The sequence below is a fragment of the Mesorhizobium sp. P3_A2 genome, from assembly GCF_056403115.1.
Genome location: NZ_JBFUGC010000008.1, coordinates 97,217 through 120,747 on the forward strand (window position 1 = coordinate 97,217; position 23,531 = coordinate 120,747).

Consider the following 23,531-nt stretch of genomic DNA (forward strand, 5'->3'; position numbering starts at 1 on the left):
CTCCCCTGTGGGAGAAAGGGAGGTCAGCCCTCCTTCGCAGACCTGCGAATAGCGCTCGACGACAGCGAGGAGCGCGGGCCGTGAATAAAAGTCCAGGCCGGCGCCTTCATCCGCGCAAGCCTGGGCGCATCGCCTTCGTCGACGCGGGCATAGTCGAAGGTCTTGGCGACAACCGAGGACAGGAAGGACAGCGTCGCACCCGGGCGGTCGATGACAGCGATCGGGAAGGTCATGACGATCTGGCGCCAGCGCTGCCAACGGTGGAAATCGCGAAGTGAGTCGGCGCCCATGATCCAGACGAAATCGACGCCGGGATTGCGCGCCTTGACCAGCTCCAGCGTGTCCGCAGTGAAGCGGATATGATGCGCCGCCTCGAAAGCCGTGACCTTGATTTTCGGGTTCTTGGCGATCTGCTCCGACTGAACCAGCCGGTCGGCGAGCGGCGCCAATTCCCTGGTGCTCTTCAACGGATTGCCAGGCGTCACCATCCACCACAGCTGGTCGAGTGCCAGCCGCCGCAGCGCAATCTCGGCCACCAGCGCGTGGCCGGCATGCGGCGGGTTGAACGAGCCGCCGAACAGGCCGACGGCAAGGCCCTTCTCGGCGTGGGGCATGCGCAGGTAGCGGGAAGAAATAGGCGCGCCACCCTCCCCCTTGTGGGGAGGGTCGATCCGCGAAGCGGAGCGGGGTGGGGGTGTTGCAGAATTCAGCGTCGTACCCCCACCCGGCTCGCTGCGCTCGCCACCCTCCCCACAAGGGGGAGGGTAAGGCCAGCGCTCAAGGCCTCACCTGTCCCGACCCGCGCACGCGGTATTTGAACGAGGTCAGCTGTTCGACGCCGACCGGTCCGCGCGCATGCATCTTGCCGGTGGCGATGCCGATCTCGGCGCCCATGCCGAACTCGCCGCCATCGGCGAACTGGGTAGAGGCATTGTGCAAGAGAATCGCCGAGTCGATCTCGTTGAAGAAGCGTTCCACCGCCCTGGCGTCTTCAGCGATGATCGCCTCGGTGTGATGCGAGGAGAACGTCTCGATATGGTCGATGGCGCCGGCAATGCCGTCGACCAGCTTCACCGCGATGATGGCGTCGAGATATTCGGTCACCCAGTCGGCATCGGTCGCCGGCTTGGCGTCGAAGAACAGCTTCATCACTTCGAGATCGGCATGGATTTCGCAGCCGGCCGCACGCAGCGCGTCGAGGATCGGCACCAGATGGGTCGACGCCACGGCACGGTCGACCAGCAACGTCTCGGCGGCGCCGCAGACGCCGGTGCGCCGCATCTTGGCGTTGACGGCGATCTTCACCGCCATGTCGAGGTCGGCCGAGCGGTCGATGTAGAGATGGCAGATGCCTTCGAGATGGGCAAAGACCGGCACCCGCGCCTCGCTCTGCACCCGCCCGACCAGACTTTTGCCGCCACGCGGAATGATGACGTCCAGATTGCCGGAGAGACCCTTCAGCATCTCGCCGACGGCGGCGCGGTCTGTGGTCGGCACCAGTTGGATGGCGTCTTCCGGCAGCCCGGCGGCTTTCAGCCCCTCGACCAGGCAGGCATGGATGGCGGCGGATGAATTGAGCGAGTCCGAGCCGCCGCGCAGGATCACCGGATTGCCGGCCTTGAGGCAGAGTGCGCCGGCATCGGCCGTCACATTCGGCCGGCTCTCATAGATGACGCCGATGACGCCGAGCGGCGTGCGGACGCGCTCGATCTGCAGGCCGTTGGGACGGTCCCAGGCGGCGATGACATCGCCAACCGGATCCCTAAGTTCTGCGATTTCACGGATGCCTTCCGCCATGGCGCGGACGCGCGCCGGATCGAGCTTCAACCGGTCCATGAAGGAACCGGACAAGCCCGATTCGTTGCCGTTCGAGACATCGATGGCGTTGGCGTCGAGAATCTCCTGCTGGCGCGCGGTGATCGCGTCGGCCATGGCGAGAAGCGCTGCGTTCTTGGCGGCGGTGGTGGCGATGGCCAACGGTCGGGCGGCGGCGCGGGCGCGGCGACCGATATCGGCCATCAGCGCGATGGTGTCATCCCCGGATTTTTCATGCAGCTTCAGCATGGCTCATCCTCCGCTCACGTCGCCTCCGGCCCATAGCGGATCGGCAGCCCGTATCTGGTCACCCGCGCCGCTCACCACAAGGTCGTCGCGGTGGATCATCGCCGAGCGCGCCTCGTAGCCGAGCACGGTTTCGATCTCGGCTGTCTTCAGGCCAGCGATCCTTACGGCATCTGCGGCATCGTAGGCAACCAGCCCGCGCGCGATCTCGCGTCCCTCGGGCGACAGGATCGCCACCGTGTCGCCGCGCGAGAAATTGCCGCTGACCAGCCTGACGCCGGCCGGCAGCAGCGATTTGCCTGACAGCAGCGCGCCGATGGCGCCGGCATCGACGGTGAGCCGCCCCGCGGGTTCGAGCTGGCCGGCGATCCAGGTCTTGTAGCCTTTGACCGGATTGGCGCTCGGCCTGAAGAAGGTCGCGCGCTCGCCGCGTTCGATCGCCATCAGCGGTGACAGCCTGGTGCCCGAGGTTATGATCATGGCGGTGCCGGCGGCGGTAGCGATCTTGCCGGCGTCGAGCTTGGTGCGCATGCCGCCACGCGACAGTTCGGACGCGGCCGCCCCCGCCATCGCCTCAATGTCAGGCGTGATACGGTCGACCACGGGGATGAACCTCGCCTGCGGATCGCGCGCCGGCGGTGCGGTGTAGAGCCCGTCAATATCGGAGAGCAGCACCAGAAGATCGGCGCCCATCATCGTCGCCACCCGCGCCGCCAGCCGGTCATTGTCACCATAGCGGATTTCGGAGGTCGCTACCGTGTCGTTCTCGTTGATGACCGGCACCGCCTTCATCTTGAGCAGGGTCGAGATGGTCGCGCGCGCATTGAGATAGCGGCGGCGCTCTTCGGTGTCGCCGAGCGTCAGCAGGATCTGGCCCGATTTCAGCCCGCCCTTGCCGAGTGCATCCGACCATGCGCCGGCCAGCGCGATCTGCCCGACGGCGGCCGCCGCCTGGCTCTCTTCAAGCTTCAATGCCCGCTTGCCGAGACCGAGAATGGTGCGGCCGAGTGCAATGGCGCCGGACGACACAACCAGGATTTCGGCGCCACCATTGGCGAGCACCGCAATGTCGTCGGCCAGCGAGGCCAGCCAATCGCGCTTCAGGCCGCTGGCGCGATCGACCAGCAGAGCCGAACCGATCTTGACCGTGATGCGCCGGTATTTCTTAAGCGATTGCGCCGTCATCGTTATGAATTCCAGCGGGTCTCGACGGGAGCTGCGGCCCTGTCGCGCGCTTCGCCTACCACCGCCATCAGCGCGCGCAGCACCGCCTCGACGCCTTCGCCGGTGACGGCCGACAGAAGCATCGGCGCGCGGCCGGCGGCGCGCTTCAGCGACGCCGCCTTCTTCTTGCGCGCATCGGCGTCGAGGATATCGACCTGGCTGAGCGCGACGATCTCGACCTTGTCAGTCAAACCGTTTCCGTAAGCCTCGAGCTCGGCGCGCACGGTCTTGTAGGCCTTGCCCGGGTTTTCCTCCTGCGCCGAGACCAGATGCAGCAAAACCCGCGTGCGCTCGACATGGCCCAGGAAACGGTCGCCGATGCCGACGCCCTCATGCGCGCCTTCGATCAGGCCCGGGATGTCGGCGATGACGAACTCGCGCGCGTCGATGCGGGCGACGCCGAGGCCGGGATGCAGCGTGGTGAAAGGATAGTCGGCGATTTTCGGCTTGGCCGCGGTCACCGCAGCCAGGAATGTCGACTTGCCGGCATTGGGCAAGCCGACCAGCCCGGCATCGGCAATCAGCTTCAGCCGCAGCCAGATATTCATCTCTTCGCCGGGCAGGCCGGGATTGGCGCGGCGCGGCGCCTGGTTGGTCGAGGTCTTGAAATGCTGGTTGCCGAAACCGCCATTGCCGCCCTTGGCGAGCAGGAAGCGCTGGCCGACCACGGTCAGGTCGCAGATCAGCGTCTCATTGTCCTCGGCAAACACCTGGGTTCCGGCCGGCACTTTCAGCGTCACGTCGGCGCCCTTGGCGCCGGTCATGTTGCGGCCCATGCCGTGGACGCCGGTCTTGGCCTTGAAATGCTGTTGGTAGCGATAGTCGATCAGCGTGTTCAGCCCGTTGACGGCCTCCAGCCAGACATCGCCGCCGCGGCCGCCGTCGCCGCCATCCGGGCCACCGAACTCGATGAATTTTTCGCGCCGGAACGACACCGAACCGGCGCCGCCGTCGCCGGAGCGGATATAGACCTTGGCTTGATCGAGAAATTTCATTGGACTACGCAGTTTCTGCCGTTGGCCTTGCGGCTTTGCTCTAACCTTGCGCCTTGCTCTAAACCAAGGCGGACCGAAGGGCGAGGCCGATTTGCGACTAAAGCGCCGGATGCCCTTTTGCCGGGGACGCGGTAGCAGTGTGCGCGGGACGGAGCGTGGGGGGCGCGGGAATGAAGGTTGTCACCTATAACATCCAGTACGGCATCGGTCTCGATGGCCGCTACGATCTCGACCGCATCACCGATGCGGTGCGCGGCGCCGACGTCATCGCGCTGCAGGAAGTGACCCGCAACAACCCGCGGAACGGCAACCGTGACATGGTGGCCGAGATCGGCGAGGCGCTGCCCGAGTATTTTGCCGCCTATGGCAGCAATTTCGAGGTCAATGTCGGCTCGCTTCTGGAAGCCGGCCGCGCCATCACCACCACCTTCCAGCTCGGCAACATGGTGCTGTCGAAGACACCCATCCAACTGTCGCGCAATCTGCTTTTGCCACGCAGCCGCAGCCTGGAGGCGATGAACTTCCAGCGCGGCGCGCTCGAGGCGCTGATCGAGACCCCGCTCGGCTTCGTCCGCTTCTATTCCACCCATCTCGACCATCGCAGTCCTGTTGAACGCGCCAGCCAGATCCGTTTTCTGCGCCAGCGCCTGTTGAACTATGCTCTCGAAGGCGGCGGTCTCTCCGGCATCCCCGAGATCGGCCTGCCGGACCTGCCCTATCCCGAAGCCTTCATCGTCATGGGCGACTTCAACATGCTGCCCGGCTCCTCGGAGTATGTCGAACTCGTCGGCCGCCCGGACCATGAGTTCGGCATGCCGCTGACCGCCGATCTCGCCGTCGATGTCGCCCAGCGCCTCAACGCGCCGGACATCGTCACCTGGGTCGATCCCAACCGGCCGCAAGACACAAGCCGCCACAAGCGGATCGACTACATCTTCACCTCGGCCTCGCTCGCCGGATCGTTGAAGCGCTTGTGGGTCGACCAGAAAGCCGTCGGGTCGGACCACCTTCCGGTCTGGGTCGAAATGGGCTGAGCTAAGCCCGATCCACAACCGACGTTTCCAAACCTGTCGTTTGGAGCCACACGCCTAGGTGTGTTGAGATTCAGGTCAGGCCGAGTCGAGAATGGTGGCTTCCGAGAACCGGAGCGGAGCGTACTTAAGTACGTGAGCACCGGAAGCACAGGAAGCCGCCATTCGCAGACCGGCCTCACCTGAATATCAATACACCTAGAAGTGGACCCAGTTTCGCAGACTTATCCACGTCTTGCGATCCAGCCTGTACCGCTCGACCGGCACCTGACCGGCGACGATCGAGTTCAGCATGCCCTGGCCAGCATACTGGAAGCCGCACTTGTGGATGACCCGGCGCGAGGCCGGATTGATCACCCGGGTCGAGGCCTGCAGCACCTGCGTCGACGTCCGCTGGAAGGCGAGGTCGACCAACGCGTGCGCTGCCTCCGTCGCATAGCCGCGCTTCCAGTAGGGCTCGCCGATCCAGTAGCCGAGTTCCAGCCCGCGGTCGGTCATGTTGAGGCCGGCGCAGCCGACGAAGGTGTCGGTACCGGCCAGCGTCAGGGCATAGGCAATACCGGCCCGGCGTGATCTTGTCATGGCCAGGAAGGCGCGCGCCTCGGCCTCGCCATAGGGGTGCGGCATGCGGGCCAGCATTTCGGCGACGTGACGGTTGTCGGCAAGCTCGATCAGTTGCGCGATATCGGCTTCGCAGGGCGCCCGCATCACCAGCCGCTCGGTGGCCAGGACCGGGCAGTCTATCGCGTAACTTTCGTCTTCGGTGTCTTCCGCTTCGGCAACCATTTTAGTCCTCCAGGCAAGAAAAAAGGGGAGATGGAAAACCCATCTCCCCTGATCCTTTTCCTGGCTGATCCATTCACTGGTTGGCCAGACACCGGTTCCCGAGATGGGCGCCGGTTTTGTAGTGCGGAACCGGCTACTCCGCGGCTTTGGTAATCGGATTGACCGATACGTAGGTTCGGCCGTTGGCTTTTTTGTTGAAGGTGACTGCGCCGGTCTCGAGCGCAAAAAGGGTGTGGTCCGTGCCCATGCCGACATTGACGCCGGGATGCCAGGTGGTGCCGCGTTGACGGATGATGATGTTGCCCGGGATGACGGCTTCGCCGCCGAACTTCTTCACGCCCAGGCGCTTGGAATGCGAGTCGCGACCGTTGCGCGACGAGCCGCCAGCTTTCTTGTGTGCCATCTAACTAACTCCGATGCGCCTCGAGAGGCGCTTGAATGGTCTTATGAACGCGTTCGCGTTCCGTTTCAAGTCCGATCCGGCGATCTTGTCGCCGGAAAAATTACTTCTTCGCCAGTTCCTTGGCCTGCTCGCGCCAGTCCTTGATCTGGTCGGCGCTGAAGGGCATGTGCTCGTCGATCTTGGCGACATCTTTGTCGGTCAGCTTGGCCAGCTGCGCGAAGGTGATGATGCCCTGCTCGGCCAGATCCTTGGCGGCGACCGGGCCGATGCCCTTGATCACGGTCAGGTCGTCCGGCTCGCCCTTCGGCGCCTTGAACAGCGGCGCAGCGACGGCGGTCTCGGCCTTGGCCTCTGCCTTCGGGGCAGCCTCTGCCTTGGCTTCCTTCTTGGCCTTGGCTTCCTTCGGCGCGGCCTCGGCCTTCGCCTCGGGTGCGACCTCTGCCTTGGCTTCCGGCGCCTTGGCTTCGACCTTGGCTGCGGCCTTCTTGGAAGGCTTGGCGCCACCCAGCAGGATCTCGGCGATCCTGACCGTGGTCAGAAGCTGGCGATGGCCGATCTTGCGGCGCGAATTCTGCCGGCGGCGCTTCTTGAAAGCGATGACAGTGCGGTTCTTGCCCTGCTCGACGACTTCCGCCGTGACCAGAGCGCCATCGACGAACGGTGCGCCGAAGGTGACATTTTCGCCCTCGCCATGCGCGAGAACGCTGCCGATTTCGACGATATCGCCGACATTGGCTTCGAGCTTTTCGATCTTCAGGAGATCGTTGGCGGCAACGCGATACTGCTTACCGCCCGTTTTAATGACTGCGAACATTTTTTGCCTTTCGCTGTTCGGTCGGCCTTGATGAACCGCCTCTGGCGGTTCGGCCGTCTTTTTGTCAGTCTGCGGGTTCAAAAAACAAGCGGCGCGGAAGAACCCCCCACGCCGATTGCGCGCTTCCCCTAACCGAAGGTTTGGCTGAAGTCAAGGCAAACGGCCCGATTCCCTGCTGCTCCGGTCCTTGCTCCAGAACGCGGGCTGACGCCGCCTGTCGACGCCGCCAATGCCTGATCAGGCAAGGCCCGCACAGGAAGCTGAATTTCCCCGCGGATTTGGCCTTGTAACCTGCCCGTCCAGCCGTTATCTAGTGCGCCGCGCCGGCAACGGCCGACCATGACCGCGGAGAGGTGGCAGAGTGGTCGAATGCACCGCACTCGAAATGCGGCATGGGTGCAAGCCCATCGGGGGTTCGAATCCCTCCCTCTCCGCCAGCTCCGCCAGATTTCTCTCCTAACAGATTGATTTTGTAGGATAGTTTTCGACGCCACATGCCTCCTTCCCAATGCAGTTCCCAATTGACTGCAACCCGAAGGAGGACTGGAAATGACACTTGCATTCAATAGGTCCGACGCCCACCATTTTAGCCCGCTGCCTCAACGGTTGCGGGCTTTTCATTTGGCGGTGGGGACTAGCGGGATTAGCGGGCAAAATGCCATCGCTTTCGAGTGTCAGCAGATGTGGTAAGGTTGATTGTCGGCGAGTAGCAGAGGTCCAGCACAATGACTTTGAGACGAACCAGAGCCTACGGCACATCCGGCTTGGTTCTAGCGGTTTGCATTGTATTTGCTTGGCAGAACGCCGCTGTCGCTCAAAATTGCGACGCAGCCGCGACGCCTGGCGTCAATTGGCAGGACTGTGACAAAAAGCTTCTCATCCTAAAAGGAGAGGACCTGAGCGGGGCGAACCTGATCGGTGTTGATTTCACTTCGACCGACCTCAGGAACAGCAACCTCCTTGCGGCAAATTTTGAGAAGGCAACGCTTGTGCGTGCTTCCCTGGCCGACTCGACCGCCAAAGGCGCCCGGTTCGACAAAATCGAGGCCTACAGGACCGACTTCAGCCATATGGACGCGCAGGGCGCTGTGTTTACGGGCGCGGAAGTGCAGCGTTCGAATTTCGAGGACGCCAATCTGACCAATGTTGATTTCACAAAGGCGGAATTGGGGCGAGCGCAGTTCCATGACGCCGATATCAGCGGCAGCCGCTTTTCGTTTGCCAATCTCGCGCGGGCGGACTTCCGAGGAGCGACGTTCACCGCGCCGATAGACTTTGACCGCGCTTTTTTCTTTCTGACCCGTATCGAGGGCCTCGATCTTTCCAATTCGGCGGGTCTATCCCAGTGGCAGCTCAACATGGCTTGCGGAGACGCCCGGACCAAGTTGCCTTCTGGCTTGACGAAGCCTGAAGATTGGCCCTGTAGCGAGCCATAGGCTCGGCGCCCTGTCGCTGCCGGGGCTGAAATCGCCAAGCGCGCCCTTGCGGGGGCGAAGCTTGCCCATCGTGCTTTAGCGCATCAATTTGGGAGGCGGCGGCGATGACCGAACGTGAGCACGAGATACTCGCAAATGCTTGGGCGCTGGCAACAGGAGCGCAACAGATCCTTCAGGCGCTTCTCATCATGCTGAAAAAGTCTGGCACGTCGCGCGAGTTTTTGGAGCAGGTGTTTGATCTCGCGGCTCAGCCGTCTGAGGCCATGGCGTTGAGCGACGATCAGACGACTCGGGCGATCGCAGTGAGGACGGCTCAGATCGTGGATCACTTTCGCGCTAACGTCCTTGGTTGACGATTGAACCTCGTCCCGCTCGGAGCAGCCGCTTGCCTCCTGATGGCCGGCATGGGCGCCCATATGCTGTTTCGCTGGCGCCTTTTCGTGAGGAGACCATGGGCAAGCATTTCCGCGACGAACAGATCGAGGAATTCCTAAAAGCCTACGTCGCGAGGTTCCCGGACGCCGTGGAGCGAATGGAACATGTCATGTTGAATCCGTTCGACGATAATGACGAGCTGATGTCCCAGAACCTCCGCGAGATTTATCAGGTCGCACAGTCGATGGAATTCTTCACGGCATACGCGACGCATGAGCCGAGTGCGATCCATCATTTGGTCAGGACGTCGCGAGACGTGTGTCGGATGGGATTGGCCCTATGGGATCGAGAAAAATCAAATATTGACGCGCCGCCTGGCTGAGGCCTGGATAGCAAGATGCCCCACCGGAATCAGCCGGTGGGGCTCTTGGAACAGCCCACTTAGGGACTAGCTGAAGGGCTGTTCGGCGGTGTGACCCGGGGAGGATCACATGTGCAATTTAACGCCTTCCTTTGCCCGGCACATCGGCCGAACAGATGAGGACGGTCCCCGTGCCTTGGACTCCCGCATAACAAATGATGCTGCGATCATGCTGTTGAGGGTGTAAGGTCGCTCGTCGTCCGCTTCCACCGGCATGTGGACGCTTGGGAGCCAACTCAGGTGCTTTCGCCCCGCCAGGGATAGAAAGCCATGGTTGAAGTTGCCCCGGACCCAGGTCCTGATTCCGTTGAGATCACCGATTGCCACGGCGAGTGGTTTGTCCTCGTCGTGCGAAACGGCAAAGCAAGTATCAGCAGTTTTGAGAGTGAATTCTACGCTCGCTCTTTCGCCGAGGTTCAGCGGACCGGCTTAGGTCTCCCTCCAAGAAAGAAGTCCCAATGAGCAAGCCCCAAAGTTCTACCGATCCTGCCTCAAATACCCGTACGACACGGCGGATTTTGCCGAGAAGCACGGTCTGTCACTCAGGGCAGCAGACGTCAGGCTTCAGTAAGGCTTAAGCCCAGGTTCAGGAGGCGGCGCGTTCGGGTCGGGGCAATCAGACAATTGCTCACACGCAGGAGGCCGATCGCCAACTCCGCCATAACGTTCCACCAGTTTTGCGAATCCGTAGGCGAAGGCGAAAAGAAGCGCCAAGACAGCCACTATTCGGACGGCCATGCGGGATTATAGCAGGATTTCCCCCGCTACCTTGCCGAAATCGTAAAGCTCTCCCGTCGGGGGAACCGGCTTGCGTGCAGAACGGAAGGAGCCCATTCTACAACACGTTATATCGGCGTATGATCTCTTGCCAGCCGGCACCCATTGCCGGTTAGGCCCGGTGGTCAAACCCCAAGCCCCCCGCCCTTGACCGCTGGGCCGCCGGTAGCCTCGCCAGCGCGCATTTATGCCGACCGCTGTCTGCCAATGTTGGCGCGACCGGAAAGTGTATCGTTTTACTCAATTTCCAATTGCTGGACTCGCGCGATGCGTCGGTAGTTTAATTTTTGCATCAGGCCAAGGAGTGGAAGGGTCACGAACTGGGAGGAACTAGACACATGGATTTCGAATTCGACATCCGCCATCCGTCTGACGATCAGCCGTACGAAATCACCTCTTTCGCCCAAAAGTACGGCCTTACGATCCCAATTGCGGACGCCGTGCTCTTCGCCAAAGGACCGTCGCGGACGGCATGCGACGCTGCCGCACTGGCTTTCCTCTGCGCTATTGCCGCACAAGCCAAGAGACAGAGGGCGCAATAGGCCCGCCAGGCGGCCGGCGGGGCTCCTACGCCCGCGAAGCCCTCCGCGCATCCCGGTGTGCCCGCCTGTGGGCGCCATGCACTGCAACGCCATACCGCGGGAAAGCCCTTCCTACTTGTCGAGCTATGGCCCGAAATGACCGGGCGGCAGTGACGCCTTGTTGCGTAGCAGCCAGCGCCCGATCGGCGCTTGCTAGGCGACGAGGCCTTGCCTGATTTGGTTTACCTCTTCGATCGGGACCGGATGCCCGGTGAGGAAGCCCTGCATCAAATCTACCCCCAGGCGCTGCAGCAATATGTACTGCTCTTCCGTTTCAACGCCCTCGGCGAGCACGACATGGCCGAGATTGCGAAGCAGTCCGACCATGTCCCTCAACAGGCTAAGGCCATGAGACGTCTGGCAATCGTGGAGGAAGCTGCGGTCGATCTTGACCACGTCGAATTTGAAACGGCGGAGCCATGTAAGGCCAGCAAATCCCGTTCCGAAGTCGTCCAGCCAGATTTGAACGCCCAATTTTCGCAGCCGCTCCACGTTTCTTACCGCTTGCGCCTCCAGAAAGATGTCACTGCCTTCGGTAATTTCGATGGCCAGTTTCTGTGGCGCGAGGCCGTGCCGACCAAGGATTTCGGTGATCCGGAGTGAAAAGTTAGGAACCTTGAGCTGAAAAACAGATACGTTCACGGTCACGACCGAGCCCAATCCGTATTCGGCCATGTCACCGCAGGCTCGATCGACCAGCCACGTACCCAGTTCCACTATCGCGCCAGTTTGCTCGGCAACGGGTATGAATACGGACGGACTGATCATGGTACCGTCGAAGTCACATACCCGCATCAGCGTCTCGTGGCCCAGCACTCGTCCAGACGCCAGGTCGCAAATTGGCTGGTAGGCGACAGAAACGAGCTGATTGGAAACTGCCAGCTTCAGCAGTTCCGAGAGATTTTCGCCGGAGCGATCCCGGCCGGTGGCGTGCGGGTCGTAAATTGTGAACGTAGCCCGACCCGCAAACTTGGACGCGTAGAGCGCGCGGTCAGCTTCCTGCAGCAGGATTCGAAGTTCTATGCTCTGATCGGCGCGCGTCAACGAGGCTCCGGCACTGATCGTGACAATGTTGAGCTTGTCACCCCGATCAGGGTGGTAGATGTCCAAGTCCTCCACAGCGCGACAAAATTGCTGCGTTATTTCGTGAAGGTGAGCCCGTCCGGTGACCTTGCAGAGAATGACGAATTCTTCTCCGCCATAGCGTGCCGCGACGGCGTTGTTCGAAGCCGCTATTTCGGAAAGGACCTGGGCGAGTTTGATCAGACAATCGTCGCCGGCTTGATGACCAAGTCCGTCATTGAACCTTTTGAAGTAGTCGACGTCGATCAGAATGAGGCCTATCTCGTCGTCGTCCGCGACCCAGTCTTCGCGCAGCTCCGAGAACTCTCGAATGATCGCTCTCCGGTTTTTCATCCCCGTGAGCGGATCCGTGTCCGCGATCTCGGTTAGCTTCTGCCCCTTCCTTATCGCAGCCTGCTCCTGGAACTGTGCCCGAAGTGCGTGCAGGAAAGTCTGGTACCGCTCCAGGCTAAGTCGCCAGGAAAGATACAGCGACAACACCAGACAATTCACGAAATAGGCCGACAGCACGACCCGGCCCACGATGTCGCCCTGGAGGAAGAAGAGCGCGGCGCACACAAAGCTTGCGGCGACTGTCGCGGAGGCAATGGCCGAAAGCCAAAACCGGAAGTTGAAGAACAAATTCGCACCGAGGATAAACACGGTGCCAAAAACCATGAAATGGGAGAGGGCATCCTGATGCTCTGTTCCAAGAGCGGAGACGAGCCATCCAAGGGCACCGGATACAATCGCCAGCGCCGCTACAAGGTGCAAGGTGGCAAGGGCGAAGCCCCGTCGGGCGACAAATTCGACAAGCGCCAGGGAAGTGAGCCCTAGCACAACGCGGGTCAAAACAAGCCGATCGGCGATATCCGGAAAAAGAAACCAATCGAAGAGGCCGTAGGCCACATAGCTGACTACAGCAGCCGCAATACCCCATCGCACGAGCCTGCGATTTTCATCGGCATCTTTCTGCAGGAACAGCGCCAGGAGTTCCGGATCGGCCGAATGCCACCGCGGGCGTGCAATCGCCACGGCCACCTTCTGGGCAACGTCCTCGCTCAGTTGCATTGCAACGCTCCTCTGCGATCTGCAGTAGCGAATGCAATAGCCGAGGTTGCCTGCCATCGGAGAATGAAGGCGCCACTGTCCGCAGGAAACGTCGGATGTCGCTAACCGACGGTAAACAGGCGGTCCGGATTTAGCCAGTTAAGGAGGGTGGATGACCGCCCAATTGGCTAAAGTTTTATTAAAATTTTATTAAAATAGTTCGCATCATGCGGCGACGCACCTATGCTGTTTGCCGTTGGGCCGGGGGGCTAAACCTGAGGGTAAACGGCATGCCTATCGACCCAAAATTGCAGCTAGACGAATACAGCCTCGTCACCACCAGACTGATGAAAAAACATGCCGCGACCTCGGAAGAGACGGCTGACGCCGACGAGTTGAGGAACAGCACGGCCCAGCTCGCCTTGATACTGGATCTTGCTCATCAAGCCTTCGCGCGGCACAAACCGGCCGCCCTCACCGTCCATCGCCTGGCGGGCAGACTCCATAAGCTCCGCCGCCAGGTTGCTCCCGCGGTCTGGCAGAAACTCGTCCCCATGGCTCAGCAGCATCGTGTCGCGGAATACTTGATCCAGGACCCGTTCACACGTTGGTCGGTCGAAAAGCCGCGCGGGTATTCAGGCGATGCAGGCCTGCTGGACATTTACTACAAGCATCCCACTGCCGACGAGACCGTGGCTTCGTCGACCTTGCTTGGTCGGCAAATTTACGCGTACACCAGTGAAGCTGCCAGTTCGGTGGCCGGGCGCGAGCGGCGGGATATTCTGACCAGGACGGTGGACGAGACGGCCAGGAGGACGGAAAAGGCGGAGGTGCTGGCGATTGCCTGCGGCCACCTGCGGGAAGCCGAACGCTCCGACGCATTGGCCAAGGGCAAACTGCAACGCTGGGTCGGCCTGGACCAGGACCCTGTCAGCGTTGCCACAGTGAATCACGACTTTGCCGGCACGGCAGTCGAGGCACTCCAGGGCTCTGTACGCGGCATTCTTCGCCGCGCCTACGCTCTTGGCGCATTCGATCTCGTCTACGCATCGGGGCTTTACGATTACCTGCCGCGTGCCATCGGCGTCCGCCTGCTGCAAAGAGCCATGGAACTCGTCAAGCCTGGTGGCGAATTCCTGTTTGCCAATTTCAGCGACGAGATCACGACGGATGGTTACATGGAGACCTTCATGGATTGGCCACTCATCTTACGGTCGGCTGACGATATGCGGGACATCATCAATGCCGCCCTCGGCGGGAGCTCTTTCGAAGCGCAAGTATATTATGGCTCGAACCGAAATATCGTTTACGGCAAAGTCAGGAAAGGCGACCTCTAACTGGCCACAGTGCAGGAAATCGCGCGAGTCGCCCATTTTCGGCATCATCGTTGCCAGCGCTTCAGATGATCGATCAGCGCGCGCAGTTTCGGCGCGGCGTTCCTGCGGCTTGGGTAATAGAGGTAGAAGCCGGCAAAGCGCGGGCAATAATCCTCGAGCACCGGAAACAGTTCGCCCCGTTCCACTGCGGGGCGAAAACTCTCTTCCATGCCGAAGCTGATGCCAGCCCCGGCCACCGCCAACTTGACCATCAACGCCATGTCATTCGTTGTGATCTCCGGCGCGACGTCGACCCGGACCTCCTTGCCGTTCTCTGCGAACTCCCAGCGATAGGGCGCGGCCTTGGGCGCCGGACGCCAGCCGATGCAGCGATAGCGGGCAAGGTCGGCGGGATGCGAAGGCACGCCGAAGCGATCGCGATAGCCGGGCGAGCAGACGGCAATTTGCCGCTCGTCGCCGGCAACCGGCACCGCGATCATGTCCTGCGCGATGACCTCGCCCAGCCGAACCCCGGCATCGTAGCCTTCGACGACGATGTCGAACTCTTCGTCGGTCACCGTGATATCGAGCTGGATCTCGGGATTGGCTTCGGCAAACCCGCCAAGAAACGGCCCCGACAGGAAGCGTTCGGCAATCGACGATACGGCCAGTCGCAATTGTCCGCGCGGACGGTCGCGCAAGGCCTGTGTCACATCGAGGGCGGCGCGCATGTCGGCAATGGCCGGTCCGACCTCGGCAAAAAGCCTTTCGCCCGCCTCGGTCAGGCTGACGCTGCGCGTGGTGCGTTGCATTAGGGCAATGCCGAGGCTCTCCTCCAGCCGTTTGATGGTCTGGCTGACGGCCGAGCGGCTGACGCCCATCCGGTCGGCTGCAGCACGAAAATTCCGCTCCTCGGCCACAAGCGCAAAGACCACCAGCGCATTGATATCGGGCGACATTGGTTAGCTCAGCTTTCCACGGCGTATCGAACTGGGCGCCTTATCGCAACAATGCCTCTGCGCTATCTCCTTGGCAACCACCTCGCAGCCCGAACATCAAAGGAAAGTTGCCATGTCTCTCGACAAAGTCTTTCTCAGCACCGATGCCTCCAGCGGCGTCGGCCAGACCCATCCTTACGTCGGCATGTGGGTCACGGCCGATCGCCACATCCGCCACGAACTCCTGCCGAGCGGCCGCTATGTCGAGGCAAGGGGAAAGCGCGAGCGCGCCTATCTCGGGCGCTATGTCGTGACCGGCAACCACATCGACTATTGGGACGACACCGGCTTCACCGCCGACGGAGACTTCGTCGACGACGTGCTGCACCACGCCGGCATGATCTTGTACCGGGACAAATGACGAGCCGCCCGCCAGGCCGATCGGCTGGAACGGATTTCTAAGCCTTTGCTGGTACTCAATCGTCGGTGGGCGGAGTTTCCCGACAGTGTCGCAGCGCGCATTCATCATCCTGCTGATCCTGCTGGCGGTGCTTGTCGCGCTGTCGGCAGCATCGTTTCCCGGCGCGATGATCGGCTTCCTGTTCGGCATCACGGTCGCCTTCTTCATCGCGATACCGGGAGCGGCCATCGGCGACGCGCTGCATCGGGCCGGCATTCCGGTGACGGGCGAGCAACTCGTCTGGACTCTGGTCGGCCTTTACGCCGTGTTCGTCCTTGCCGCAGCCGTGCAGGCCTGGCTGCGGCTCCAGCGAGGCGACGTGGACGGAGCGCGATCAGCGGGATTGCGGATGGCCCTTCTGCTGGCCCTGCCACTGATCGCCTGGCTGTCGGTCAATGCCATGCAACGCAATTGGCCGTGACCCCATTCAGCTCTCGAAATAGCGGGCACGGTCGAGATCGGCGATAAGCCCCGGCCCGGTCGGCAACCATCCAAGCGTGTTGCGGGTCTGCTCAGCTGAAGCCGACAGGTCCCTGCCGATGAAATGGCCGAGGAAGCCGAAATGTCCGGCCGCCTCCTCGGGGCTTTTGGAAACGACCGGCAGGTTGAGGCGGCGGCCGATGATCTCGGCGATCTCCCTGGTCGCCACGCCCTGTTCGGCAACGGCGTGATAGCTGGTGCCGCCCGTCCCCTTCTCCAGCGCCAGCCTGTACAAAGTCGCGGCGTCGAGCCGATGCACCGCCGCCCAGCGGCTCATCCCATCGCCGATATAGGCCGACACACCCTTTTCACGCGCAATGGCAATCAGCATTGGCACGAAGCCATGGTCGCCGTCGCCATGGACGGTCGGCGCCAGCCGCACGGTCGAGGCGCGCACGCCGCGTGCGGCCAGCGCCATGGCCGTCGCTTCGGAAGCGCGCGGCATCGCGGCCGATGGCGGCGCAGGTTTGTCGTCCTCGGTCGCTGCCCTTCCCTGTGCAAAGCCGGCGAGGCCAGAGGTGACAAGCAGCGGTCGCTCCGAACCTTCCAGCACCGCGCCGAGCGTTTCGATGGCGCGCTGGTCGGCTGCGCAACTGGCGGCGAATTTCGAAAAGTCGTGGTTAAAGCCCGTATGGATGACACCATCCGATTGCTCGGCACCGCTGCGCAGGCTGTCCAGATCCTCGATATCGCCGTGATGCGCCTCGGCCCCTGCGGCGATGATCGACTTCGCACCTGCTTCCGAGCGCGCGAGGCCAAGCACCTGATGGCCCGCCCCGAGCAATTCCCGCACAACGGCCGAACCGACAAAACCGCTGGCGCCGGTAACGAACACACGCATGATGATTTCTCCTTGGTTTTTGCCGAGCCGCTTGGGGCAGCCCTGTTGCCGAAGGAGATAGAAGGTTGAGATCATACGATCTATGCTGTAGAATCCGAAATATCTTCGCAATCGTCCGGGAATGCTCATGGATCCGCTGTCAGACGTGCTGTCGCTGCTGAAGCCGCGCAATTATCTCTCGGCCGGGCTGGAGGCCGGTGGCGACTGGGCGATCCAGTTTCCCGACCAGCAGGCCGCCATCAAATGCGGCGCCGTGGTTTCCGGCCAATGCTGGCTGTCGGTCGAAGGCGTCGCTGACGCGGTGCGCCTTGACGCCGGCGACTGTTTCCTGCTGCCGCGCGGCCGGCCTTTCCGCCTTGCCAGCGATCTCGGCCTGCCGACGGTCGACGCCCGAACGATCTTTTCCCCGACGCGCACCGGCGGCATCACCACCCACAATGGCGGCGGCGATTTCCTGCTGGTCAGCAGCCGCTTCGCGCTGTCCGGCGACCATGCCGGCATTCTGCTGCGGATGCTGCCGCCCATCGTCCATATCCGTGGGGACAGCGACCATTCGGCGCTGCGTTGGCCGGTGGAGCGGATGATGCAGGAATTGCGCCAGCGGCGTCCCGGCGGCTTTCTCATCGTCGAGCATCTCGCCCATATGATTCTGATCGAGGCCTTGCGCCTGCATATGGGGGCTCGTGACAGTGTCGGCTGGCTGTTCGCGCTGACCGACAGGCAGATCGGCGCCGCGATCGCCGCCATGCACGAAGACCCGGCGCATGGCTGGACATTGCAGACGCTGGCCGAGCGCGCCGGCATGTCGCGATCGACCTTTGCGCTGAAGTTCAAGCAGACGGTCGGGGCCTCACCCCTGGATTATCTGACGCGCTGGCGCATGATGCTCGCCGGCGACCGGTTGATGCATTCCGGCGATCCGGTGTCGGTCATTGCGCTGGCGCTTGGCTATGAATCCGAAAGCGCCTTCAGCACGGCGTTCAAGCGCGTCATGGGCTGTTCGCCGCGCCAGTACAGCCGGCGCCTGGAAACGGACTCGCCGGCGCAGGGCGAACGCGAAGCCGCCTGAGCAGGCGATCCGATGCCGGATCACCTTGCTTACAGGCTGTAGCGCGAGCGAAACTCGGCGAAGGTCATCGCCAGATGGTTCTCGTCGACCTTGCCGGTGATCCCGTCGACGCTGCCCGACTGGCTGAATTGCCAGATGGCATAATTGGTGAAGCCCGACGGTATCGGCGGTGGATTTGAGCCGTAGCGGGCGAGCCAGAGCGGGCAGTTGCCGAAGCCGCTCGGGTTGCCCAGCGCCTGCCAGATGTTGGCGCGGGTATAGATGAACGGCCAGCGGCCATTATGGGCAGACCGCACCGCCGCCACCCAATCCTTCGCCTTCTGGACATAGGCGGCCCTTGCCGCCGGTGTTGCCGGAATGAGTTCGATGTCGAGCGAGGGAATGAGGTCGCCGCTGCCGAACGACACCGTGTTGAGGAAGGCATGCGCCTGGTCGGCGCCCGAAGCGGTGTTGCGCAGGAAGTGATATCCCCCCACCAGCAATCCCGCCGCCTTGGCATCGGCAACATTGCGCACCGCGAATGCGTCCTTGCCGGTCTTGTCGGATATCTTGACGAAGGTGAACTTGACCCCGGCGTTTGCGACCCGCGTCCACTTGATGGCGCTGGCGCCGCTGCCACCGGCCTCGTTCTGATAATGCGAAACGTCGATCCCCTCACGCGTCGGCATGCCCCTGCTCCCACAGCCAGGCGGGCGCCGAAAAATTCGGCGCGCCCCGTTCGTTTCATGCAAGTTGTAGAGTCCCCCGAAGCTCGGCGAGGACAGATGCGGAATGGAGAAACCGGCTGCCTCGTCTTCGCTAAGTTAGGGCATATTAGCCCTATCTAAGTTCGCCTCTGTGAACCCCTTCACACAGTCCTGCTTTGCAGGAAGCTGGCGATCGGCTCGTTGACAGCGTCGGGCTTTGCGTCCTTCCACAACAGGCGGCCACTGGCCGCCCGTTTCGTTTCCCGCGACAGGATCAATATCCATCGACGTCGATCACCGCCTGGGCGAAAGCCTGCGGCGCTTCCTGGGGTAGATTGTGGCCGATGCCGCCCTCGATGGTCCGATGCGCATATTTGCCCGAAAACTTGTTGCGATAGGCCGTCGGGTTGAGATGCGGCGCGCCATTGGCATCGCCCTCGAGCGTGATGGTCGGCACACTGATGACAGGGCCGTCGGCAAGCCGGTTTTCCAGCTCGTCATATTGCGGATCGCCCGCCGCCAGTCCGCCGCGCCAGCGGTAATTGTGAATGACGATGGCGACATGGTCAGGATTATCGAAGGCCGCGGCGCTGCGGTCGAACGTGGCGTCGTCAAAGTTCCATTTCGGCGACGCCGTCTGCCATATCAACTTCGCGAAATCGTGCCGGTATTTGTCGTAGCCGGCCGCGCCGCGCTCGGTGGCGAAATAGAACTGATACCACCAGTCATGCTCGGCACTTGGCGGCAGCGGCACCTTGCCCGTCTTTATGTTGCTGACGAGATAGCCGCTCACCGAGACCAGCGCCTTTGCGCGTTCCGGCCACAGCGCCGAGATGATGCAGGCGCAGCGCGCGCCCCAGTCGAAACCGGCAAGGATCGCCTTCGGAATATTGAGCGCATCCATCAGCGCGACGATGTCCTGGGCGACCACCGTTTGCTGGCCGTTTCGCATCGTGTCGGCGGACAGGAAGCGCGTCGTGCCGTAGCCGCGAAGATAGGGCACGATCACCCGGTAACCCGCCGACGCCAGCAGCGGCGCGACATCGACAAAGGCATAGATATCGTAAGGCCAGCCATGCAGCAGAATGACCGGCGGACCGTCCGCCTGACCGGCCTCGGCATAGCCGATGTCGAGAACGCCGGCCTTGACCTGCTTCAGCGCCGCGAAAGACGTGTTGGTGCCCGGCTTGACCGTAGGCAGGGCCGCCGCCTTTGCCGTGCCGGTCAGCGCGCTGGTCGCGCCGGCCAGGCCTGCGGCGGCGAGGGTCAGGGCCGCCGCACCAAAGAAGCAGCGGCGGTCGTGGTTGATTTCGTCGGTCATGGGTTTCTCCTACTGATTTGATACCGGCTGGAAAGGATGGCCCGGGTGTATCTCCCATGTGTCCCCATCCGTTCAAATTGAAAGCGGATGTAGCAAGCCGGCACCCGGACACTGAGATACATTTCCGGCCGATCGGCACACATTCGGGATACGTCGCGTACCTCTTATGCTGATGTCGCTGGCCTCCGGCCCATTGCGGCGCAACGCTATCCTCCCCTAAGGAAATTATCCCCATGACCACGATCGAAAAAGTCCTCTACACCGGCAAGACCCACACCACGGGCGGCCGCGACGGCGCCTCCCGCAGCTCGGACAGCCATCTCGACATCAGGCTTTCACCGCCCGGTACCGGCGCCGGCACCAATCCGGCGATCTGCATTACTGAGCGGCCGGACTGATACCCGATCAAAGCTTTGGTCCGGCAAAAGCGTCTCAGCCTTTCGCCTCTGACAAATGCATCGCGATTGCAGGCCTGCCATGGTCGTCTGCGCATTAAGTTGTATTTTCGCCGGCCTCGATTGAACAGTAGGCTAAGCCGTCGATTGCCGCATGGGGTCGGCACTGCCGTTCCCAGGCGCGACGAGGCCCGCTTGAGCATTTTCGACAGATTTTCCCTGGCAGGGCGCGTGGCGCTGATCACCGGAGGCGGGCGCGGGCTCGGCTTCGAGATCGCGCGTGCCTTTGCCGAAGCCGGAGCCCATGTCGTCGTGACCGGGCGCACCGCCGCGACGCTCGACGCCGCTGTCGCCGCCATTGTCAAAGGCGGCGGCAGCGCGCAAGCGGCGATCTTCGACATAGCGGACATTCAGGCAGGTCGCACCGCGATCGCCGATCTAGCCAAGGCCCGTGGCCGCCTCGATATCCTCGTCAACAATGTCGGCGCCCGCGACCGGAGGCCGCTGGCCGCCTTCAACGACGACGCTATCCTCGATCTGATCAGGACGGATCTATTGTCGGCGATCTCACTATCGCGCGATGCGGCAGAGATTATGAAAGCCCAAGGCCATGGCCGCCTGATCGCGGTGACCTCGATCGTCGGTGAGATGGCGCGGCTCGGCGATGCCATCTATCCCGCCGCCAAGCAGGGACTGACCGGGCTGATGCGCAGCATGGCTGTCGAGTACGGCGCATATGGGGTGACGAGCAATGCCATCGCGCCAGGGATGTTCGCCACCGAGACCAATGCCGCACTGGCGGAAAATCCCGATATGGTTGCCTTCGCCCGCCAGCGGGTTCCGCTGCAGCGCTGGGGACGGCCGGATGAAATCACCGGCGCTGCACTCTACCTCGCCAGCGATGCGGCCTCCTTCGTCAACGGACATGTCTTGACTGTCGATGGCGGTATGTCCGTGCAGATGTGACGATCGCACGGCAGGTCCTTAAAGCAATTCCAGGAAAAGTGTGAGCGGGTTTTCCGTCCGGAATTGCGTAAAACAAAGACATAGAGCGGTTGGCTGTTTCCGTGAAACGGTGAACCGCTCTAGACCGCCCCACCCGACTGATGCGCGGCAATGGCGCTCAGGAACGCCTTGCCGAACTCCTTGAGCTTGGCCGCGCCGACGCCGTTCACTTCGGCGAAGGCATCAAGGTCGTGCGGGCGGCGCTCCGCCATGTCGATCAGCGTGCGGTCGGAGAACACCACATAGGCCGGAACCTGACGCTCCTTGGCCAGCCGCAACCGCAGCGTCTTGAGCGCGACGAGCAGCGACGCATCGACATTTTCGCCCTGGGGAGTCTGGCCGGCACGAGCTGCGCGACGCGCGGCGCGCGTGCGCGTCTCGACGCGGTACTGGAACGGCACCTCGCCACGGCCGAGCGCATGGCCTTTTTCGGCGATGGCTAGGCCGCCATGACCGCCCGGATCCGGCATCAGGAAACCATTCGCGACCAATTGGCGGATCAGCGACAGCCAAAAGTCCTTCTTGTGCGCGGCGCCGCTGCTGAAGGCGGCGAGCCGGTGATGACCTCTGGAGGCGACCTTTTCGGTTTCATGGCCAAGCAGGATGTCGATGACATGGCCGGCGCCGAAGCGCTCGCCGCTCTGCGCGACCGCCGCCAGGATAAGGCGCGCCTCGGCCGTGCCGTCGGCGCGCGGCGCCTGCTCCAGGCAATTGTCGCAATTGCCGCAAGGCGAAGCCTCTTCGCCGAAATAGCCGAGCAGCACCTGGCGGCGGCACTCGGCCGTCTCGCAATAGCCGATCAGCGTGTCGAGCCGGCCATGCGAGCGGCGCTTGTGCTCGACGGCGGCGTCCTCGTCGTCGATGAACATGCGGCGCATGCGGATATCGCCGAGGCCGTACAGCATATGCGCTTCCGCTGCTCGCCCGTCGCGGCCGGCGCGGCCGATTTCCTGGTAATAGGCCTCCAGGCTGCCCGGCAGATCGGTGTGGAAGACATAGGCGACGTCAGGCTTGTCGATACCCATGCCGAAGGCGATGGTCGCAACCATGACGACGCCCGACAGCGTCATGAAAGCGTTCTGGTTGGCGTCACGCGCTTCCTTGCTCATCCCGGCGTGATAGGCAAGCGCGGTGACGCCGTTCTTTTCGAGGAAGGCCGCCATCTCTTCGGTCTTCTTGCGCGACAGGCAGTAGACGATGCCGCTCTTGCCCTGATGTCGCTCGATGAAATGGAGCAATTGCCGCTTGCTGTCCTGCTTGGGCTCGATGGCAAGCTTGATGTTGGGCCGGTCGAAGCCAAGCACCTGCGTTTCCACACGCCCGCCAAACAGCCGCGTCTCGATGTCTGCCCGCGTCGTCTCGTCCGCCGTCGCCGTCACCGCGATGATCGGCACATCGGGAAAGATGCCACGCAGCTGCGACAGATCTTCATATTCGCGCCGAAACGCCGGACCCCATTGCGAGATGCAATGCGCCTCGTCGATGGCGATCAGGCTGACATCGAGCCTGGCCAACGCATCGAGCATGCGCTCGGTCATCAGCCGTTCCGGGGCGAGGTAGAGCAGACGCGTCTGCCCCGACGCGACGCGGCGCCACGCCGCGACATTGGCGTCACGATCGATCGAGGAATTGATCGTATCGGCGGCAACGCCGGCAAGGCGGAGTGCCGCGACCTGGTCCTGCATCAGCGCTACCAGCGGTGACACGACAATGGTCAGCCCGCCCTTGACCAGCGCCGGGACCTGGTAGCAGAGCGACTTGCCGGCACCCGTCGGCATGACCGCCAGCACATGACGGCCGGCAAGCAGCGCCTCCATCACCGACGCTTGGCCGGGGCGAAAATCGTCGAAGCCGAACACGTCCTTGAGGACGCGCCGTTTGGGATCGTGCGCCGAAACGCTCGTCGTCGATATCTGCATCACGGATGTTTTCGATCGGCCGCCCGAAGCAGCGGCATGGGGCAACGATTAGCGCAGCCCCCGTCCGACCACAACAAGCAGCAGC

23 protein-coding genes, 1 tRNA gene and 1 pseudogene are annotated in these 23,531 nt (G+C 62.5%); 12 read left to right on the forward strand and 13 right to left on the reverse strand.

All coding sequences use genetic code 11. The annotated features are described in order from the left end of the window. Nucleotides 1-23: 23 nt before the first annotated feature. From AC1DXM_RS19220 to obgE, 4 genes are all read right to left on the reverse strand, one after another. The gene (locus AC1DXM_RS19220; RefSeq protein WP_477235206.1) at nucleotides 24-614 is read right to left on the reverse strand and encodes a nicotinate-nucleotide adenylyltransferase; all 591 of its coding nucleotides are present in this window, start codon (nucleotides 612-614) and stop codon (nucleotides 24-26) included. A gap of 163 nt (nucleotides 615-777) precedes the next feature. Continuing rightward, entirely contained in the window at nucleotides 778-2,064 is a 1,287-nt protein-coding gene (locus tag AC1DXM_RS19225) for a glutamate-5-semialdehyde dehydrogenase (RefSeq protein ID WP_477235208.1), read from the reverse strand. A gap of 3 nt (nucleotides 2,065-2,067) precedes the next feature. Further along, nucleotides 2,068-3,246 carry a glutamate 5-kinase gene (proB, locus tag AC1DXM_RS19230; protein ID WP_477235210.1) on the reverse strand — a complete coding sequence of 393 codons (1,179 nt, stop codon included), beginning with the start codon at nucleotides 3,244-3,246 and terminating at the stop codon, nucleotides 2,068-2,070. A gap of 2 nt (nucleotides 3,247-3,248) precedes the next feature. Continuing rightward, the gene (obgE, locus tag AC1DXM_RS19235; protein ID WP_477235212.1) at nucleotides 3,249-4,280 is read right to left on the reverse strand and encodes a GTPase ObgE; all 1,032 of its coding nucleotides are present in this window, start codon (nucleotides 4,278-4,280) and stop codon (nucleotides 3,249-3,251) included. A gap of 170 nt (nucleotides 4,281-4,450) precedes the next feature. Here obgE and AC1DXM_RS19240 point away from each other — a divergent pair, with 170 nt between their 5' ends. Beyond that, the gene (locus AC1DXM_RS19240; protein ID WP_477235214.1) at nucleotides 4,451-5,314 is read left to right on the forward strand and encodes an endonuclease/exonuclease/phosphatase family protein; all 864 of its coding nucleotides are present in this window, start codon (nucleotides 4,451-4,453) and stop codon (nucleotides 5,312-5,314) included. Between the two features lie 195 nt (nucleotides 5,315-5,509). Here AC1DXM_RS19240 and AC1DXM_RS19245 read toward each other — a convergent pair whose 3' ends face one another. From AC1DXM_RS19245 to AC1DXM_RS19255, 3 genes are all read right to left on the reverse strand, one after another. After that, a complete protein-coding gene (locus tag AC1DXM_RS19245) occupies nucleotides 5,510-6,097 on the reverse strand; it encodes a GNAT family N-acetyltransferase (RefSeq protein ID WP_477235216.1) in 588 nt (195 codons plus the stop codon). 133 nt (nucleotides 6,098-6,230) lie between these two features. Further along, nucleotides 6,231-6,500 (reverse strand): 50S ribosomal protein L27, encoded by a 270-nt coding sequence (rpmA, locus tag AC1DXM_RS19250; RefSeq protein ID WP_015315190.1) that lies wholly within the window; start codon nucleotides 6,498-6,500, stop codon nucleotides 6,231-6,233. A gap of 100 nt (nucleotides 6,501-6,600) precedes the next feature. Continuing rightward, entirely contained in the window at nucleotides 6,601-7,314 is a 714-nt protein-coding gene (locus AC1DXM_RS19255) for a 50S ribosomal protein L21 (protein WP_142869831.1), read from the reverse strand. 347 nt (nucleotides 7,315-7,661) lie between these two features. Here AC1DXM_RS19255 and AC1DXM_RS19260 point away from each other — a divergent pair. From AC1DXM_RS19260 to AC1DXM_RS19280, 5 genes are all read left to right on the forward strand, one after another. Further along, nucleotides 7,662-7,751: transfer RNA gene (locus tag AC1DXM_RS19260), tRNA-Ser, on the forward strand. A gap of 288 nt (nucleotides 7,752-8,039) precedes the next feature. Next, entirely contained in the window at nucleotides 8,040-8,750 is a 711-nt protein-coding gene (locus AC1DXM_RS19265; protein ID WP_477235219.1) for a pentapeptide repeat-containing protein, read from the forward strand. A gap of 104 nt (nucleotides 8,751-8,854) precedes the next feature. Next, nucleotides 8,855-9,103, forward strand: a complete 249-nt coding sequence (locus tag AC1DXM_RS19270) for a hypothetical protein (protein WP_477235221.1) — start codon at nucleotides 8,855-8,857, stop codon at nucleotides 9,101-9,103. A 98-nt stretch (nucleotides 9,104-9,201) separates the two neighbouring features. Next, nucleotides 9,202-9,507, forward strand: coding sequence for a hypothetical protein (locus AC1DXM_RS19275; protein WP_477235223.1), 306 nt, complete (start codon nucleotides 9,202-9,204; stop codon nucleotides 9,505-9,507). A 1,154-nt stretch (nucleotides 9,508-10,661) separates the two neighbouring features. Then, nucleotides 10,662-10,865, forward strand: a complete 204-nt coding sequence (locus AC1DXM_RS19280; protein ID WP_112559831.1) for a hypothetical protein — start codon at nucleotides 10,662-10,664, stop codon at nucleotides 10,863-10,865. Between the two features lie 192 nt (nucleotides 10,866-11,057). Here AC1DXM_RS19280 and AC1DXM_RS19285 read toward each other — a convergent pair whose 3' ends face one another. Continuing rightward, on the reverse strand, nucleotides 11,058-13,037 hold the full coding sequence (locus AC1DXM_RS19285) for a putative bifunctional diguanylate cyclase/phosphodiesterase (RefSeq protein WP_477235225.1): 1,980 nt from the start codon (nucleotides 13,035-13,037) through the stop codon (nucleotides 11,058-11,060). A 269-nt stretch (nucleotides 13,038-13,306) separates the two neighbouring features. Here AC1DXM_RS19285 and AC1DXM_RS19290 point away from each other — a divergent pair, with 269 nt between their 5' ends. Next, complete coding sequence (locus AC1DXM_RS19290; protein WP_477235227.1) at nucleotides 13,307-14,353, forward strand: class I SAM-dependent methyltransferase; 1,047 nt, start codon at nucleotides 13,307-13,309, stop codon at nucleotides 14,351-14,353. 44 nt (nucleotides 14,354-14,397) lie between these two features. Here AC1DXM_RS19290 and AC1DXM_RS19295 read toward each other — a convergent pair whose 3' ends face one another. After that, entirely contained in the window at nucleotides 14,398-15,291 is an 894-nt protein-coding gene (locus tag AC1DXM_RS19295) for a LysR family transcriptional regulator (protein WP_477235229.1), read from the reverse strand. Between the two features lie 112 nt (nucleotides 15,292-15,403). Between AC1DXM_RS19295 and AC1DXM_RS19300 the strand changes: the two genes are divergently transcribed. Then, nucleotides 15,404-15,691 carry an Atu4866 domain-containing protein gene (locus tag AC1DXM_RS19300; protein WP_477235230.1) on the forward strand — a complete coding sequence of 96 codons (288 nt, stop codon included), beginning with the start codon at nucleotides 15,404-15,406 and terminating at the stop codon, nucleotides 15,689-15,691. 85 nt (nucleotides 15,692-15,776) lie between these two features. Continuing rightward, entirely contained in the window at nucleotides 15,777-16,151 is a 375-nt protein-coding gene (locus tag AC1DXM_RS19305; protein ID WP_477235232.1) for a hypothetical protein, read from the forward strand. A 6-nt stretch (nucleotides 16,152-16,157) separates the two neighbouring features. Here AC1DXM_RS19305 and AC1DXM_RS19310 read toward each other — a convergent pair whose 3' ends face one another. Next, nucleotides 16,158-17,051: an SDR family oxidoreductase gene (locus AC1DXM_RS19310; protein ID WP_477235234.1), complete on the reverse strand. Its 894-nt coding sequence runs from the start codon at nucleotides 17,049-17,051 to the stop codon at nucleotides 16,158-16,160. 127 nt (nucleotides 17,052-17,178) lie between these two features. On the opposite strand from AC1DXM_RS19310, the gene AC1DXM_RS19315 reads away from it, so the two are divergent. Then, nucleotides 17,179-18,120 (forward strand): AraC family transcriptional regulator, encoded by a 942-nt coding sequence (locus tag AC1DXM_RS19315; protein WP_477235236.1) that lies wholly within the window; start codon nucleotides 17,179-17,181, stop codon nucleotides 18,118-18,120. Between the two features lie 29 nt (nucleotides 18,121-18,149). On the opposite strand, the gene AC1DXM_RS19320 is transcribed toward AC1DXM_RS19315, so the two are convergent. After that, nucleotides 18,150-18,788, reverse strand: coding sequence for a glycoside hydrolase family 25 protein (locus AC1DXM_RS19320; protein ID WP_477235238.1), 639 nt, complete (start codon nucleotides 18,786-18,788; stop codon nucleotides 18,150-18,152). A gap of 292 nt (nucleotides 18,789-19,080) precedes the next feature. Next, complete coding sequence (locus tag AC1DXM_RS19325) at nucleotides 19,081-20,127, reverse strand: alpha/beta fold hydrolase (RefSeq protein WP_477235240.1); 1,047 nt, start codon at nucleotides 20,125-20,127, stop codon at nucleotides 19,081-19,083. 233 nt (nucleotides 20,128-20,360) lie between these two features. Here AC1DXM_RS19325 and AC1DXM_RS19330 point away from each other — a divergent pair. Further along, nucleotides 20,361-20,495: pseudogene (locus tag AC1DXM_RS19330) on the forward strand (peroxiredoxin); the annotation flags it as partial. Nucleotides 20,496-20,717: 222 nt separating this feature from the next. Beyond that, nucleotides 20,718-21,488 carry an SDR family oxidoreductase gene (locus AC1DXM_RS19335; protein ID WP_477235242.1) on the forward strand — a complete coding sequence of 257 codons (771 nt, stop codon included), beginning with the start codon at nucleotides 20,718-20,720 and terminating at the stop codon, nucleotides 21,486-21,488. A 119-nt stretch (nucleotides 21,489-21,607) separates the two neighbouring features. Here the strand turns inward: AC1DXM_RS19335 and recQ are convergent, their stop codons facing one another. Beyond that, entirely contained in the window at nucleotides 21,608-23,446 is a 1,839-nt protein-coding gene (recQ, locus tag AC1DXM_RS19340; RefSeq protein ID WP_477235621.1) for a DNA helicase RecQ, read from the reverse strand. Nucleotides 23,447-23,531: the final 85 nt, after the last annotated feature.

Bases quoted from the DNA above. Each gene is read 5' to 3' on its own strand.
- AC1DXM_RS19220 (WP_477235206.1), bottom strand. From the start codon at position 614: ATGCCCCACGCCGAGAAGGGCCTTGCCGTCGGCCTGTTCGGCGGCTCG.
- AC1DXM_RS19225 (WP_477235208.1), bottom strand. From the start codon at position 2,064: ATGCTGAAGCTGCATGAAAAATCCGGGGATGACACCATCGCGCTGATG.
- proB (WP_477235210.1), bottom strand. From the start codon at position 3,246: ATGACGGCGCAATCGCTTAAGAAATACCGGCGCATCACGGTCAAGATC.
- obgE (WP_477235212.1), bottom strand. From the start codon at position 4,280: ATGAAATTTCTCGATCAAGCCAAGGTCTATATCCGCTCCGGCGACGGC.
- AC1DXM_RS19240 (WP_477235214.1), top strand. From the start codon at position 4,451: ATGAAGGTTGTCACCTATAACATCCAGTACGGCATCGGTCTCGATGGC.
- AC1DXM_RS19245 (WP_477235216.1), bottom strand. From the start codon at position 6,097: ATGGTTGCCGAAGCGGAAGACACCGAAGACGAAAGTTACGCGATAGAC.
- rpmA (WP_015315190.1), bottom strand. From the start codon at position 6,500: ATGGCACACAAGAAAGCTGGCGGCTCGTCGCGCAACGGTCGCGACTCG.
- AC1DXM_RS19255 (WP_142869831.1), bottom strand. From the start codon at position 7,314: ATGTTCGCAGTCATTAAAACGGGCGGTAAGCAGTATCGCGTTGCCGCC.
- AC1DXM_RS19265 (WP_477235219.1), top strand. From the start codon at position 8,040: ATGACTTTGAGACGAACCAGAGCCTACGGCACATCCGGCTTGGTTCTA.
- AC1DXM_RS19270 (WP_477235221.1), top strand. From the start codon at position 8,855: ATGACCGAACGTGAGCACGAGATACTCGCAAATGCTTGGGCGCTGGCA.
- AC1DXM_RS19275 (WP_477235223.1), top strand. From the start codon at position 9,202: ATGGGCAAGCATTTCCGCGACGAACAGATCGAGGAATTCCTAAAAGCC.
- AC1DXM_RS19280 (WP_112559831.1), top strand. From the start codon at position 10,662: ATGGATTTCGAATTCGACATCCGCCATCCGTCTGACGATCAGCCGTAC.
- AC1DXM_RS19285 (WP_477235225.1), bottom strand. From the start codon at position 13,037: ATGCAACTGAGCGAGGACGTTGCCCAGAAGGTGGCCGTGGCGATTGCA.
- AC1DXM_RS19290 (WP_477235227.1), top strand. From the start codon at position 13,307: ATGCCTATCGACCCAAAATTGCAGCTAGACGAATACAGCCTCGTCACC.
- AC1DXM_RS19295 (WP_477235229.1), bottom strand. From the start codon at position 15,291: ATGTCGCCCGATATCAATGCGCTGGTGGTCTTTGCGCTTGTGGCCGAG.
- AC1DXM_RS19300 (WP_477235230.1), top strand. From the start codon at position 15,404: ATGTCTCTCGACAAAGTCTTTCTCAGCACCGATGCCTCCAGCGGCGTC.
- AC1DXM_RS19310 (WP_477235234.1), bottom strand. From the start codon at position 17,051: ATGCGTGTGTTCGTTACCGGCGCCAGCGGTTTTGTCGGTTCGGCCGTT.
- AC1DXM_RS19315 (WP_477235236.1), top strand. From the start codon at position 17,179: ATGGATCCGCTGTCAGACGTGCTGTCGCTGCTGAAGCCGCGCAATTAT.
- AC1DXM_RS19320 (WP_477235238.1), bottom strand. From the start codon at position 18,788: ATGCCGACGCGTGAGGGGATCGACGTTTCGCATTATCAGAACGAGGCC.
- AC1DXM_RS19325 (WP_477235240.1), bottom strand. From the start codon at position 20,127: ATGACCGACGAAATCAACCACGACCGCCGCTGCTTCTTTGGTGCGGCG.
- recQ (WP_477235621.1), bottom strand. From the start codon at position 23,446: ATGCAGATATCGACGACGAGCGTTTCGGCGCACGATCCCAAACGGCGC.